Genomic DNA, 13,523 nt, shown 5'->3' with positions numbered 1-13,523 from the left:
GGGCTTGCCCTACACTCACCGGCATGTCGGGCCCGTGTTTGTTCGTCCATCCCCGCCGCATTCGCCACGGGGCCGCCCTGACATTGGTCTTCGTGAGCGTGCTCGCCACCGGCGCCGCCACCGGCTCCTGGGGCGCGGAAGGTCCCGCCCGAGCCGCCGACCGGGGCTCGTCGACCGCGCGGATACCGATCCGCCCGGTCGCCGCCGGCTCCGTCGAGAGCGACCAGGTCGAGGCGGCGGCCGCCGAGGCCGCGGAGGACGGGAAGTCAGGTTCGCAGGCCGCCCGTGAGGTGGTGAGCCGCAGCGGCGACCGTTGGGGCGCGGTCTACAGCGCCCGTGAGTACGAGGGATTCCGTCAGCACCTCGACGGCGCCTACGTCGGCGTCGGGGTCTCCGCGCGGGTGGGGACCGGCGGCCGGATCGAGGTCGATCACGTCCAGTCCGGCAGCCCCGCCGACCGGGCCGGGATCCGGTCCGGCGACCGGCTGCTGACCGTCGACGGCATGAAGGCCACCGGCCACCCCGTCACCGAAGTCGTCGCCCGGCTGCGAGGACACACCGGCCGTTCGGCGGGCACCCCCGTGGACCTCGGACTGGAGCGCGACGGCCACCGGTGGCGGCAGACCCTGCACCGGGCGAGGCTGGCCACCGAGCCGGTCACCGTCGACCGCGTCGGCGACCGCGGCCGGGGCGCCGTCCGCATCAAGGTCGACTCCTTCACCAAGGGCTCCGGCGAGGAGGTGCGGCGCGCCGTGGATGACATGCCCCCGGGCCACGGCATCCTCCTGGACCTGCGTGGCAACTCCGGCGGCCTGGTCACCGAGGCCGTCACCACCGCCTCCTCCTTCCTCGACGGCGGCCTGGTCGCCACGTACGACGTACGGGGCGAGCAGCGCGTCCTGGACGCCCGGCCCGGCGGGGACACCCGCAGCCCGCTGGTCGTCCTCGTCGACGGCGGCACCATGAGCGCCGCCGAACTGCTCACCGGCGCCCTCCAGGACCGCGGCCGCGCCATCGTCGTCGGCTCCCGCACCTTCGGCAAGGGTTCGGTGCAGATGCCCAGCAAGCTCGCCGACGGCTCGGTCGCCGAGCTGACCGTCGGCCACTACCGCACCCCCGCCGGCCGCAACGTCGACGGCGAGGGCATCACCCCCGATCTCACCGTCCACGGCGACGAGAGCGCCGAGGCACGCGCCCGCACGGTATTGAGTGGCCTCGGGGGCGGGTCCTAGTGCGAGAATGACCTCGCTATGGCTAAAGAGACGGGTCGCAAACTGATCGCGCAGAACAAGAAGGCGCGGCACGACTACCACATCCTCGACACCTACGAGTGCGGTCTGGTGCTGACCGGGACCGAGGTGAAGTCGCTCCGCCAGGGGCGCGCCTCGCTCGCCGACGGCTTCGCGCAGCTCGACAACGGCGAGGCGTGGCTGCACAACGTCCACATCCCCGAGTACAGCCAGGGGACGTGGACCAATCACTCGGCACGCCGCCGCCGCAAGCTGCTGCTGCACCGGGCCGAGATCGACAAGCTCCTCGCCAAGACCCAGGAGTCCGGCAACACCATCGTGCCGCTGTCCCTGTACTTCAAGGACGGCCGCGCCAAGGTCGAGGTCGCGCTCGCCAAGGGCAAGAAGGACTACGACAAGCGCCAGGCCCTCCGCGAGAAGCAGGACCGCCGCGAGACCGACCGGGCGATCTCGGCGGTCCGCCGCCGCGAACGCGGCCGAGTCTGACCTCGGACGTCGCCCGGCGGGAATGGTGTGGCCCCGTAGCGCGTTGTTCACCTATGATGGCGGTGCGCCCCCACACGAGGGCGTGGCACAACGATTGAAGCAGTATCTAATTGAACAGAGTGCACATGGGGATGATCGGTTTCGACAGCGGCTGTCGAAGCAGGGGAAGCGAGCCGAGGAAGCGGCAATGATCTCGTAAACCATATGTCGCAACCAATAATCGCCAACACCAAGCGCGATTCCTTCGCCCTCGCTGCCTAAGTAGCGACTTTGCGAAGTGTCAGCCCGGGGCTGTTCCCGACCCGGATCCTGGCATCGACTAGGGAACTAAACCACTAGACCCGGTCACGGGGTGTAGTGGGAAATCAAACAGTGACTGAGCCCGTCGGAGACTTGTCCGCGTGATCTCCGGGGCCGAGAAAATCACAGCGGACTGCGCTCGGAGAAGCCCTGATTCTGCACCGTTGGACGCGGGTTCGATTCCCGCCATCTCCACTCATCCCATGTACGACGAAGGCCCCGCCACCCGGCGGGGCCTTCGTCGTGTTGCGCGGCCCGTAGTGGCCCGTAGCGGCCCGCAGTGGCCCGCACGCGCGAGGGGGTCAGACGGGCTGTGGGGCGGGCGCCGCCGGAGCGGCCGCGACCTCGCGGGTCTCGCGCATGATCAGCAGGCCGTTGACCACCATCAGCGTCGCGGTCAGGCAGTGGACGCCGAACGCGGTGGCCACCGAGCCGTGGTGGGCCAGCACTGTGGTCATGTCGCCGTAGGCGGCGAGGGCGTCCACCAGCAGCGCCCAGCCCAGCGCCCGGCGGTGGCCCGTCACCAGCAGGATGCCCAGGACCAGGGCCGCGACGACGTCGCGGATCCCCTTGACGATCAGGAAACCGCCGCCGTCGCCGGACGGCCAGCTCGGCAGGCCGAAGCCCGGCGCCGTCGTCTCCGGGCTCAGGATGTACTCCGTCCCGAACCAGAGGATGAAGAGGATGAAGGCGGTGACCAGGACGGTGTTGATCTTCTTCAGCGACATCGTTCTTCCCCTTGCGGCCATGGAATCTAGTGCTGCTAGATGGTGATGCAACGCTAGTGCTGCTGCCGCTCTCTTGTCTAGTGGTGCTAGGGTCGACTCATGTCGGTACAAGAACGCAAGGAGCGCGAACGGGCGAGCCGCGAACGGCTCATCGTGGCGACGGCCCGCGAACTCGCCGAGCAGCAGGGCTGGGACGCGGTCACCACCCGTCGGCTCGCCGAGCGCATCGAATACAGCCAGCCCGTCCTCTACAGCCACTTCCGCGGCAAACGGGAGATCATTGGCGCCGTCGCCCTCCAGGGCGCGAGCGAGCTGGCCGCGGCGGTGCGGGCCGCGACCGCCGCCGCGGACGGCCCGCGCGAGCGGGTCGCCGCCCTCGCCCGCGCCTACCTCGACTTCGCCGCCTCCAACCCGGCGGTCTACGACGCCATCTTCCAGCTCGACGGTGGCCTGGCGTACGCACAGGAGGACACCCCGGAACCTCTCAAGGACGCCTTCGCCGCGCTGCTGGAAAGCCTCGGCGAGGTCGCCGGGGAGGGCGTCCCCCCGGGGCTGTTCACCGAGGTGTTCTGGGCGTCCCTGCACGGGGTGGCGACCCTGACCCGGGCGGGACGGCTGCCGCCGGAGGACACCGGGGCGAGGGTGGAGCTGCTGGTGGACCGGCTCGCCGTGGTCTGACCCACCATCCCCGGCGGGCACGCGGCCGGGGCCCCGGGCCCCGCCGCTGCCTGCCCGGGGCATCGCTCTTCGTTCCCCGGGCCGGGACCGTCAGGGGCAGGGGTCCCGGTAGTCGAGGTCGGGGAAGAGCCGGTGCCAGCGGTCTTCGGAGGTCACCGTGGTGCGGACCGAGCAGAGTGTGTCGACCAGCCGCGGGAGGTCGACGTCCACCAGGACCGTTCCCCCTCCCAGCGCGGCCGGCGAGGAGAATTGGCTGTCCGGGGACACGACCATGGCGTCCCCCTGCTCCGTGAAGTCCTTGACGGCCACCGCCTCGGACTCGGACGTGAGGGCCAGGAGTTCCGCGGCGCCGGGCGGCGAGTCCTCCTTCGCCAGCCGCCACAGCGCCAGCCCCCCGTACTTCTTCCACGAGACCAGCAGGGTGCCGTCGGAGGTGAGGTCCTCCATGGCGCCGAGCGGTCCCGGCAGGGGGACCGTGGTCCCCGGGCGGTCCAGGGACCACAGGGCCGGCCGTCCGGATGAGGAGATGCCCGCCAGCAGACGGCCGGAGACGAGGCGGAGCGTCAGGCTTTCCGCGTCGACCGTGCCGATCCGGCGTGCCTTGCCCCGCGCGGACACGGACCACACATGGGCCCGCTTCGCCCCGTGCTCGCCGGGGTCGGTGACCAGTACCCGCCGTCCGTCGCTCGAACTGACCGCCATGGGCACGTCCTTGCCGTCGGCACCGACCCGGGACATGCGCCGCGGATGCCGGGGATCGGCGAGATCCCACAGCTGGCCCGAGGAGGACAGCACGGCGAAGACCCGGGCGCCACCGGAGAAGGCAAGGCTGAACCCGTCCTCGGGCACGGGCAGGCTGCTCAGCCGCTTCGGCCGCGCCGCGCCGTGGACGTCCCAGAGGGTCGCGGTGCGCGTGGACGGGTCGGCCACCGCCAGCAGACCACCCTCGGAGGCGACGGCGAAGGTCATGGAGCGATCCGTGGGCGCCGCGGTGCGGAACTCGTACCCGGGGCGCAGCCGGCCGCCCCGGAAATCCCAGAGCCGCAGCCGCTTCCAGTCCGAGGTCTGGGCGATCAACGTGTGTCCCCCCGGCAGGAAGCGCGCCTTGTTCCAGGGCCGGGGGAACGCGGCGGCCTCGGCCGGAGGCGTGCCCGGTTCGCCGAGCCGCCAGACGCGCGTACGTTCGCCGGTCGAGGTGACGATGAACCGGCCCTGCCGGTCCGAGGCGGAGCCGCTGACCGATCCGGCCACGTCGGTGGTGCCGGGAACCGAGTTCGGTGGCGGGTTCCACAGGTGGACCAGGCCGTCGGAGCCGCCGACGGCGATGCCGCGTCCGTCCGGGCGGAAGGCGAGGGACAGGTCCCTCTCGGCGGCCTTGCCCATGCGCGGCAGCGCGGTCACCTCCAGCAGCGGATCGGAGGTGTACGTGTCGTCACGCACCCTGAACAGGTGCGGCCTGCCGTCGTACGAGGAGGCCGCCGCGTACTGCCCGTCCGGGCTGAAGGCGATCGACGTCAGCACCTTCTCGGTGACCGGCCCCGTGCCGAGGTATCTGTGGGGGCGCTCCGGGTCGGTCACCTTCCAGACGGCAACCTCACCCGACACCCCGCCGCCCGCCAGCCGCCGTCCGTCCGGGCTGAAGGCCAGGGACAGCACGCGGGCGTCGCGGATGACCGCGCCCGGCTTCGGGCGGTGTGCCCCGGCGGTGTTCCACAGCTGCACGCTGCCGTCTCCCACCGCCGTGGCCATGACCTTGCCGCCGGGCTGGAACGCGATGGCTTCCACGGGCTTTCCGCGCCTCGATCCCGCCGCCACGGTGCGGACCGGCCGCCGGGGGTCGCGCAGGTCCCAGAACCACACCCGGCCGTGCTCCGAGCCGACCGCCAGCGTACGGCCGTCCGGGCTGAAGGCCGCCGCGAAGACGCGGCCGTCACGCACCGGCACCCGGGCGACGCGCCGGGGGTGCCGGGCGTCGCGGGCGTCCCAGACGTACAGCGCCTCCCTGGTGCTCGCGGTGAGGTGACGGCCGTCCGGATGCCAGGCGAGGGCCGGGGGACCGCCCACCTTCAGCACGGAACCCGGGGCCGGGCGGTAAGGGTTGGCCGTGCGCCACAGGCGGACCGTGTGATCGGTCGAGGAGCTGGCCAGCACCTTTCCGTCCGCCCGGTACGCGAGGTTGATCACCTCGCTGGAGTGCCCCCGTAGGGGCACCGGCGGGGTGAGGGAGAACGCCGACTGGACCACGGCGGACCGCGCGTCGACGGTGGGGGAGCGGCGGTAGGCGGCCAGGCTCAGGTCGAGCGCCGTCGCCGGGTCCTCGTCCCGCAGGGAGTCGGCCTGGGCGGCGACGCGCTTGGAGGCCAACTCGTCCGCCCGCTTCCTCGATTCGCTCCGTTCGACGTACGCCACCGTGCCGATCGCGACGAGCAGCAGTGCCACGCAGGCGGCCACGCCGCGCCACAGCATGCGCAGCCGGCGGCCGCGCCGCGCGGCCTCGGCCCCGGCCGTCAGGAACTCCCGCTCGACGGCGGTGAGCGCGATGCCGGGGGTGTGCCCGGGGCGGTCCGGGTCCAGGCGTCCGCGCGCCTGGGCCAGCTGCGAACCGGTGTAGAGGTAGTGGGGGTCGCGGTCGTGCTCCTTCCAGACGGCGGCCGACTCCGCGAGCCGCTGGTGCTCCAGCAGGTCGGCGTGGGCGTCGCGGATCCACGACCGCAGCTCGGGCCAGGCGTGCAGCAACGCGTCGTGGGAGAACCGCGCACCGTCGTGATCGACCGTGACCAGCCGGGTCCGGACCAGATGGTCCCAGACGGTCCGTACGCCCTCGGCGCTTCCTTCCGCCGGCAGGTCCGCCGGGGCGACCTCACGGCGCACCACCTCACCGGCCGGGGTGAGGTGCACCATGCTCAGCAGCAGACGGCGCAGGATGTGCCGCTGGGGTTCCCCCAACGCCTGGTACAGCGTGTCGGTCGAGGTGGTCACGGACTGCCAGATCCCGCCGGTGCGCTGGTAACCGGCCAGGGTCAGGACCGTTCCGCTGCGCTCCCGCCACGTCTCCACGAGGACATGGGCGAGGAACGGGGCCGCCGCGCCCCGCGCCCCACCCGGGGCCCCGCCGCCCCGGCGCAGGTCCGACAGCAGCCGGTCGACGAGACCGTCCTCCAGAGTGAGGCCCGCCCGCGCGGCCGGGCGCTCGATCGCGGCGCGGAGGGTGTCCAGGTCCATCGGCGCCACGGTGAATTGCCCGTGGTCCAGGGCGTCGACCAGCTCCGGGTGGGCCAGGCAGTCGCCGTAGTGGTCGGCGCGCAGCGCCAGGACCACCCTGGGCCGGTCGCCCGGACCGCCGTGCTGCCCGCACAGCAGCCGGATGAAGCGGCTTCGCCGGCCGGCGTCCTCGCAGCGGGTGAAGACCTCCTCGAACTGGTCGACCACGAGCAGCCGGCAGGCCCGGCGGCCGGGCTCCGGACCGGGGAACCGCCCGTCCTCGAAGGCTTCCCGCACCATCTCCCGCCGCTGCCCCGTGATCTGCGCCCAGCGTGCGGCGAGGGCTTCCAGCGGATCGGCTCCGGGCGCCGACAGCAGCAGCGCGGGCCAGGGGACCGTCTCCGTTCCGGCACCGTGCCGGGCCTCCAGAGCCGCCAGCATCCCAGCGCCCAGCAGCGACGACTTGCCCGAGCCCGACGCGCCCACGAGCACGACCGGGCGGTCCCGTGCCGGGTCGCACACGGCCGCCACGAGCTGCGCGGTCAGCTCTTCCCGCCCGAAGAACCATTCCTGGTCGGCCGCCCCGAACGACCGCATGCCCGGGTACGGGCACGGCACATCGGCCGGTGGCTCGCCGGACGCCACCGCGTCGGTGCGGTAGGCGGCGTTGCGGGCCACCACGAGCCCGCCGAGCCTGCCCTCGCTCTGCCCGTGCGGACGTACCGGCCCGTCCCGGAACGCGCGGTCCAGCGCTCCGTGCAGGTAGTCCACCGTCAGCCAGGGCGGGCCGCCCGGGTCGCCGTTCTCCAGCAGCCGCAGCAGCTGCCCGCTGAACAGCGTGTGCCGGGCGCCCTCGGGGGCGAAGGAGAGCGCGAACTGCGAGGCGGAGGTGAGCAGGAAGCTGCCGTCCGGGCGTGCGGAGGCGTAGGGGCTGCGTTCGCGTCCGCCCGGGGCCGTGGCACGGCCGGAGAAGCAGCAGTCGAGCACGACCACGCTGCCGCCCAGGGCCCCGCCGAGCAGATCCTTGACGGTCCGGTAGGGAACGGAGCCGGAAATCCGGTCGTCGGCCGGACTGGCATGGGTGGCGAGATACAGCTCGTCCCCCGGGCCGAGGATGCCGTGGCCCACGTACGCGAAGAGCACCGGCCCGGTGGCTTCGGCGACGGCGTCCTCCACGGCGGCCACGATCTCCGCCTGCCCGGCGCCCGCCGCGACCCGGTGCACGTGTGCCATGCCGCAGACGTCGCGCAGCACCCGCTCCAGGTCCTCCAGCGTGGTCCCGACGCTCGGCAAGGGCGGCAGCGCGGAGCCCGCCACATGCTCACCGGTCCCGACCAGCACCGCACGCGCCCCCGGCGCGGCCAGCCCGGTCGGGGACGGGGGCATGCCGGGCAGGGGCCGGGTGCCGGTCATGACGCCGGTGGCACACCGTCGGACGGCTCCCCGCCTCCGGCCTCCGGGGCACCCGCCTCCGGTTCGAGGGCGGCCGCGAGCCGCGCCGCCAGCTCACCCGCCTGTTGTGCGTCGAGCGGCCCGACCTCCGTGGAGCTCACGGAGATCTCCGTACCGTCGGGGCGCGTGATGGTGACGGTCCGGCTCCCACGGCGGGTCTGCAACCAGGCCACCACGGCCCCGGCCAGCACCGTGGCGACACCCCCGGGCTCCAGCAGCGCGAGGACCACGTCCGTCCCCGCGCCCATGGCCCCCGGCGGCGGACCGGAGTCGGTGGCCCTGCGCACCCTGCCACGCAGCCCCGGCTGACCGGCCAGCCAACGTCGCAGATCGTCGGGCCCGGCACCGGCGGTGTCCGCGCCCGGAGACGGGTCCCGCTCGTCGGCACGGACGGTCAAACCGATACGCATGGGCTCCCCCGGTGGCCTGGTTCGCGTAGGTTGCCCGGGGAGGGTAGCGGTAGTCGTGGCTGAGGAGAGAGACCCGTTCACGCCATCACGGCCGATGTTCGCTCAGGCGATGCGGTGCTCCCAGCGCAACGCGGGCCGGTCGCCGATCCGGTACCTGTGGGAGCGGCGGGTGACGCGGAGCCGCACGGTGTCGATGCCGGGGCGCCCGGCGTCCTGCCAGGCGATGAGCGATTGCTCGATGTCGTCCCACAGCGCCACGGGGCCGCCCTGCCGGACGGTCCAGCCGGAGCCGTTCTCGGCGAACGCGGCGAAGGATTCGCGGTCGGCATCGAATACGTAGAGTTGCTGGATGCCGTCGTCCTGGCTGGCACGCACGAGCTGGGCGCCGGGCGCGGCGAGCTGGGCGAGGAAGGCGGGCATCCATTCGTCCAGCAGCGTCGGCGGCACCTTCGCCTCGCGCTCGCTGTCGGCGTAGGCGGTACGTGCCGACAGGTCCCCGGCGAGCGGGACGGCGGCCTGGGAGCGGGCCTGCATGAATGACGACTTCCCGATGATCCGCCCCTCGGCCGTGCCGTCGCGGTTCACGGTGATCTTGGCGAGGCCGGTGCCGTACGCCCACGAGCCGGGGGCGAGAGTGGCGAGGATGACGCCGCCCGGCGTGGTCTGACGTACCCAGACGTGGGGGACGCGGCGTACCGCGCATGTGGCGATGACCCGGTCGTAGGGGGCGCGGCGGGGATGGCCGAGGAGCCCGTCCCCGGTCATGGTCCAGGTGGAGTATCCGGCGGCTTCCAGGGCGGCGTCCGCGCGGGCGGCCACGCCGGGGTCCACTTCGACCGTGGTGACGTTGTCCTCTCCGAGCCGGTGGCACATCAGCGCGGTGGAGTAGCCGGTACCGGTGCCGATCTCCAGCGCGGTGTGACGGTCCTCGACGTCCAGGGCCTCGAGCATGCCGACGACCGTCACGGGCGTGGTGGACGACGACGTGGGCACGCCGGGGACGGGCTCGGAGGCCTGGTCGGCGGTGAGGTGCCCGTCCAGTTGTGTCACCAGGGACTCGTCGCGGTAGGCGATCCTGGACCATTCCTCCGGGCCGGTGCCGAGGGCGGTGACGGGCCGCCAGCGTCCGTCGTCGGTGGGCAGGAACACGCCGGGGTGGAGGAACAGTTCCCGGGGTACGGCGTCGACCGCCGCGCGCCACGACGAGTGGGCGAGGACTCCGGCCTCACGGAGTCGGTCGGCGAGGGCGCGCCGTTCAGGTGCGGTATCGGGCGTCATGCGGGGTTGTCTCCTTGAGCGAGCAGGTCGGCGAAGGCGGCGGCCATCGGCAGGCCGGTCTTCTCCTCCAGCCACCCCCATTGGCCGTTCGGGTTGAGCTCAAGCCAGTGGGGTTCGCCGTCTCGGTCGAGGGCGAGATCAAAGCTTCCGGAGGGGAGGCCGAAGTGGTCGAGGCAGGCGAGTAGCGCTTTCTCCAGCCGATCCGGCAGGTCTACCACGCTGTACGACAGGGCGGAGTAGTCCTTGCGCCAGTCCAGCAGACCGGAATCGATACGGACGGCGAAGGGCCGTCGGCCGACGACCAGCACCCGCAGGTCGGCCACTTTGTCCACGCGGGCCTGGAACAGGTGCGGTGCCGCCCTCACCGTGTCGTCCACCTCATCGGCGGTGACCGGCTCGGCCCAGCTCGTCAGACCGATGCCGTCTCGCTCGTACGGGGTCCATCGCAGTGTCTTGCTGATGACCCGCCCATGTATGGCGATGAACCTGCGTGCTTCCTCGGGATCGTTGGTCACCAGCGTCGTCGGCACGGTGAGGCCGAGGCGTACGGCGGTGGCGAGTTGGCTGGGTTTGTGATCGGCCGCAGCGTTGCGGGTTGGGTGGTTGACCCACAGGGGGCCGTCGAGGGCGTAGAGGGCGCCCGCGAGCCCATGGCGGACCTGCGCGGCGGCATAGCGCGCGTCGGCTGCGTCCAGGTGTTCGAAGGCGGGCCAGAGGGGGCGGCGCCAGTACACCGCTCGTATCTGCTCCAGGTCGGCGGTCCTCGACGGGGTACGGAACTGCCCGGCCACCGGGGTGGAAGCCGGGCAGCCGCCGAACCGGGCCGAGACCGTCAGCTCCCCGAGCGGGAGATCCGCGGGATTGAAGCGGATCACTGGGACACCACGTTCGTTGAGGTGAGTGATCACCATGTCGGCGGTGATGTCGAGCGGTTCCGTGACCACCAGGACCGGTTTCGTGTCGGTCATCGAGGCTGTCAGTCCTGCTGGGAGTCCTGGTCGGAGCCCGCGTCGTTGCGTGAGTCCAGGTTGGTCACGGTCGATGTCGAGGTGGCGGAGCTGGTGCCGTGCTTGCCCATCTCGACCACCAGGCCGTCACGGTCGCGGAAGACACCGATCTGGGTGTCCGGGTCGACGGTGACCGTCGTGATCGGCATCTCCGCCGCCGTGGGGTACGGGCCGAGTCGGCGCAGGCCCCACGGGCGGAGCGGGGTGGGGTGGCCCGGGATGGCGCACTCGACCCAGACGCCCTTGCCCCAGGGCCTGTGGTCGATGCCCCACCGGCAGGAGAGCGCTTCCACCACTGCCATGCCGCGCCCGGACTCAGCCGTCTCGTCTGCCTCGACGACGCGGGGGATGGCCCGGGACCGGTCGAACGTCGAGACGCGTACCAGGCGATCGCTGGGGCGTTCGACCTTGAGGCGGAAGTTGCCGCGCCGCTCGGGGTCGGGGTTGTGGCGAGCGGCGTGCCGGACCGCGTTCGTAGCCAGCTCCGAGACGATCAGACGAGCGTCGTCCACCAGGTCCTCCAGTCCCCAGGCCCGCAGGGTTGCGGAGACGGACAGGCGCGCGAGGCCCACGGACTCCTCGGTGCACGGGAGCGACTGGGAGTAAGCCGGGTGGCCTGTGCCGGTGAGGGTGAGCGGTGCGGGGTTGCTGATCATCATCGTGGTCATTTCGTCGGCCTTCTGGTGAGTGGGCTATGTCCGGCCTGCCGCCGGGCGTGGCATCACCATCGCGGGCCACCACCTCGTGCGGGAGCATGAGGCGGCCTTCTGCACGCCGTGTGCCGAACCCGCACACGGCGTGCTTCCATGCGCCCTCCCCACCCGCCTGCGGTACCCCTAGCGTCGTGTCTCTCGTTGTTCCGCAGGAGGTACCTATGGACATGGGTTCAGCGAGCGTTGACATCGGATCGATCCTTCGCGGTGCCCGCTGCGCCGCTCGGCTCACCCAGGCGCAAGTCGGCAAGTCGTGTGGCTACTCAGCGTCGGCCGTCTCCCGGATCGAGTCCGGCCGTATGCGGCTCGACTACGCCGCGCTGGTGCGGTTTGCCGCGTTCCTGAACGTCTCACTCGACCGGCTGATGGCGACTCCTGTGCCGGACGGACCCACGGTCGATACGGTGGAGCGTCCATCGGGCGAGGAGGATGCGGTGCGTCGAAGAAATCTGCTCACCGGCGCGTTGGCGGCCGGGGCAACGGCCGTCGTGGGTGCCGCCCCAGCCGATGCCGCTTCCGGCCCTTTCGACCCGGCGGCCGGTCTTGAGGATGCTCTTTTCCGGCTCCCCTCCGCCGCTCCGGTTCCACCGGGCCGCCTCGCTCAGCAGATGGAGGCCGCACGAGCGGACTTCTGTGCCGCTCGCTACACCGCCCTCGGCCACGCGCTCCCGGGCCTGCTCGCCGTGGCCTCGTCGACGCGGGACGCGTCGAGTGGGCGGGCGTGGGAGCAGGCGAGTGTGGTGCTCGCACGGGCATACGTGCTGGCCGCCGAGTTGGCGCTCAAACAGCACAGCGACGCGGCCTGGGTGGCCGCTGATCGTGCGCTGACCGCGGCCCGGGCCAGTGGCCACCCGGTTCCGATCGGTGAGGCTTCTCGGGTGCTCGCGATCACCATGCGACGGTCGGGGCGTAGCCCGGCTGCGGTGCGGCTGCTCACCCGGGAGGCGGCGGATTTGGATGCCGGTCAGCCCCCGACCGGGGCTGTGCGTGCGACGCTGATGCTGACGGCCGCGTATACGGCGGCCAGCGGCAGGGATCGCGCCACGGCGCTGGGCCTGCTGGACGAGGCCCAGGAGGAGACGGACCGGCGCAAGGCGGCGGTACGGGGGCTGTTCACCGTGGACGTCAGCCGGACGCAGGTGGACGTGTACCGGATCGGCGTGCTCAACGCGCTCGGCACGCCTGACGAGGGCGTGAAGGTCGTAAAGAAGCTGAACATCGACTCCATGCCGACGGCGGAGCGGCGTGCCCGCGCCTGGACGGATACCGCCCGCATGTGGCACGCCCTCGGCGACCAGCCGCAGACCTTCGCGGCGCTCCGCAGGGTGGAGCAGGAGGCGCCGCAGGAAGTGCGGCGGCCTGCACTGCGGGCCCTGACGGCGGACCTGTTGCACATGCCCGCCCGCGTACCGGGCGTGCGGGAATTCGCGGCCCGCACCGGGGCCCTGTGAACCTCGTCCGGATCGGTGACGTGGAGTCCGTGTGGGACGACCTGGTGGGCATCTACCGGGAGTGCTGGGCGCACAAGCTCCACCTGCCGCATTACGGCGGGGGATCGCCCGCAGGCTGCACGATGTGCGGGGCACCGCGCAGTCTTCGCCGGAGGCGCCGGTCCTTACGGTGATGGTTCTCAGCTGATGTCCAGGACGACCTTGCCGTGGAGGCGCCCTTCGGCGAGGGCGGTGACGGCTTCGTCGGCGCGGTTCCAGGCGCCGCGTCAGGCGATAATTCCCCGCTCGTCTTCCCCAGGTCGATCGGCGCGCTGGAGGCACAGTGCGGCCGACGGCCGGCCGGTGGTCTACTGGCGGGGCCGGCCGCACACCGATCCCGATCCGGACTGGGTACGCGAACAGCTCTCCGGCACGGTCTGACGGCGGGCGTCAGACGAAGGCGATCAGCCTCCGGCCGGTCGCCGGCCCCGGGCCGACGCACCGGGCCGACGCACTGGATCGTGGTCGTGAACCAGGGACGTGTCGATCCGGAAGGGCGATTGCCCCTTCGCGGCGCTCTGTCGCGCGGC

10 protein-coding genes, 1 other RNA gene and 1 pseudogene are annotated in these 13,523 nt (G+C 72.2%); 6 read left to right on the top strand and 6 right to left on the bottom strand.

The genetic code is table 11. The features are described from left to right. Window positions 1-23 precede the first annotated feature (23 nt). From ASC60_RS27320 to ssrA, 3 genes are all read left to right on the top strand, one after another. Window positions 24-1,232: a S41 family peptidase gene (locus ASC60_RS27320; RefSeq protein WP_055555450.1), complete on the top strand. Its 1,209-nt coding sequence runs from the start codon at window positions 24-26 to the stop codon at window positions 1,230-1,232. A gap of 18 nt (window positions 1,233-1,250) precedes the next feature. Continuing rightward, on the top strand, window positions 1,251-1,736 hold the full coding sequence (gene smpB / locus ASC60_RS27315; protein WP_055555448.1) for an SsrA-binding protein SmpB: 486 nt from the start codon (window positions 1,251-1,253) through the stop codon (window positions 1,734-1,736). Window positions 1,737-1,863: 127 nt separating this feature from the next. Beyond that, window positions 1,864-2,234: a transfer-messenger RNA gene (gene ssrA, locus ASC60_RS38510) on the top strand. 104 nt (window positions 2,235-2,338) lie between these two features. On the opposite strand, the gene ASC60_RS27310 is transcribed toward ssrA, so the two are convergent. Next, entirely contained in the window at window positions 2,339-2,764 is a 426-nt protein-coding gene (locus ASC60_RS27310; protein WP_055555446.1) for a DUF4267 domain-containing protein, read from the bottom strand. A gap of 99 nt (window positions 2,765-2,863) precedes the next feature. Here ASC60_RS27310 and ASC60_RS27305 point away from each other — a divergent pair, with 99 nt between their 5' ends. Beyond that, a complete protein-coding gene (locus tag ASC60_RS27305) occupies window positions 2,864-3,442 on the top strand; it encodes a TetR/AcrR family transcriptional regulator (RefSeq protein WP_055555444.1) in 579 nt (192 codons plus the stop codon). Window positions 3,443-3,532: 90 nt separating this feature from the next. Here the strand turns inward: ASC60_RS27305 and ASC60_RS27300 are convergent, their stop codons facing one another. The 5 genes from ASC60_RS27300 to tgmA all read right to left on the bottom strand — a co-directional run bounded on the left by ASC60_RS27300 (window position 3,533) and on the right by tgmA (window position 11,458). Beyond that, window positions 3,533-8,056, bottom strand: a complete 4,524-nt coding sequence (locus ASC60_RS27300; RefSeq protein WP_055555442.1) for an AAA family ATPase — start codon at window positions 8,054-8,056, stop codon at window positions 3,533-3,535. Continuing rightward, window positions 8,053-8,505 carry a hypothetical protein gene (locus ASC60_RS27295; protein WP_055555440.1) on the bottom strand — a complete coding sequence of 151 codons (453 nt, stop codon included), beginning with the start codon at window positions 8,503-8,505 and terminating at the stop codon, window positions 8,053-8,055. Before ASC60_RS27295 ends, ASC60_RS27300 begins: the two co-directional genes overlap by 4 nt. A gap of 102 nt (window positions 8,506-8,607) precedes the next feature. Beyond that, on the bottom strand, window positions 8,608-9,783 hold the full coding sequence (tgmC, locus tag ASC60_RS27290; RefSeq protein WP_055555439.1) for an ATP-grasp peptide maturase system methyltransferase: 1,176 nt from the start codon (window positions 9,781-9,783) through the stop codon (window positions 8,608-8,610). Then, window positions 9,780-10,751 carry an ATP-grasp ribosomal peptide maturase gene (gene tgmB / locus ASC60_RS27285; RefSeq protein ID WP_055555437.1) on the bottom strand — a complete coding sequence of 324 codons (972 nt, stop codon included), beginning with the start codon at window positions 10,749-10,751 and terminating at the stop codon, window positions 9,780-9,782. The genes tgmC and tgmB overlap by 4 nt, the downstream gene beginning before the upstream one ends. A gap of 8 nt (window positions 10,752-10,759) precedes the next feature. After that, on the bottom strand, window positions 10,760-11,458 hold the full coding sequence (tgmA, locus tag ASC60_RS43320; RefSeq protein ID WP_234357169.1) for a putative ATP-grasp-modified RiPP: 699 nt from the start codon (window positions 11,456-11,458) through the stop codon (window positions 10,760-10,762). A gap of 110 nt (window positions 11,459-11,568) precedes the next feature. On the opposite strand from tgmA, the gene ASC60_RS27270 reads away from it, so the two are divergent. Beyond that, window positions 11,569-12,954, top strand: a complete 1,386-nt coding sequence (locus tag ASC60_RS27270; protein ID WP_234357168.1) for a helix-turn-helix transcriptional regulator — start codon at window positions 11,569-11,571, stop codon at window positions 12,952-12,954. Between the two features lie 206 nt (window positions 12,955-13,160). Next, window positions 13,161-13,374 (top strand): annotated as a pseudogene (locus ASC60_RS44190) (hypothetical protein). Window positions 13,375-13,523 lie beyond the last annotated feature (149 nt).

The organism is Streptomyces sp. NBRC 110028 (assembly GCF_001417735.1).
Lineage (GTDB): Bacteria > Actinomycetota > Actinomycetes > Streptomycetales > Streptomycetaceae > Streptomyces.
Note: the sequence above shows the minus strand (reverse complement) of the source record. Positions and strands in the feature narration are given on the sequence as shown.

Bases quoted from the DNA above. Each gene is read 5' to 3' on its own strand.
- ASC60_RS27320 (WP_055555450.1), top strand. From the start codon at position 24: ATGTCGGGCCCGTGTTTGTTCGTCCATCCCCGCCGCATTCGCCACGGG.
- smpB (WP_055555448.1), top strand. From the start codon at position 1,251: ATGGCTAAAGAGACGGGTCGCAAACTGATCGCGCAGAACAAGAAGGCG.
- ASC60_RS27310 (WP_055555446.1), bottom strand. From the start codon at position 2,764: ATGTCGCTGAAGAAGATCAACACCGTCCTGGTCACCGCCTTCATCCTC.
- ASC60_RS27305 (WP_055555444.1), top strand. From the start codon at position 2,864: ATGTCGGTACAAGAACGCAAGGAGCGCGAACGGGCGAGCCGCGAACGG.
- ASC60_RS27300 (WP_055555442.1), bottom strand. From the start codon at position 8,056: ATGACCGGCACCCGGCCCCTGCCCGGCATGCCCCCGTCCCCGACCGGG.
- ASC60_RS27295 (WP_055555440.1), bottom strand. From the start codon at position 8,505: ATGCGTATCGGTTTGACCGTCCGTGCCGACGAGCGGGACCCGTCTCCG.
- tgmC (WP_055555439.1), bottom strand. From the start codon at position 9,783: ATGACGCCCGATACCGCACCTGAACGGCGCGCCCTCGCCGACCGACTC.
- tgmB (WP_055555437.1), bottom strand. From the start codon at position 10,751: ATGACCGACACGAAACCGGTCCTGGTGGTCACGGAACCGCTCGACATC.
- tgmA (WP_234357169.1), bottom strand. From the start codon at position 11,458: ATGACCACGATGATGATCAGCAACCCCGCACCGCTCACCCTCACCGGC.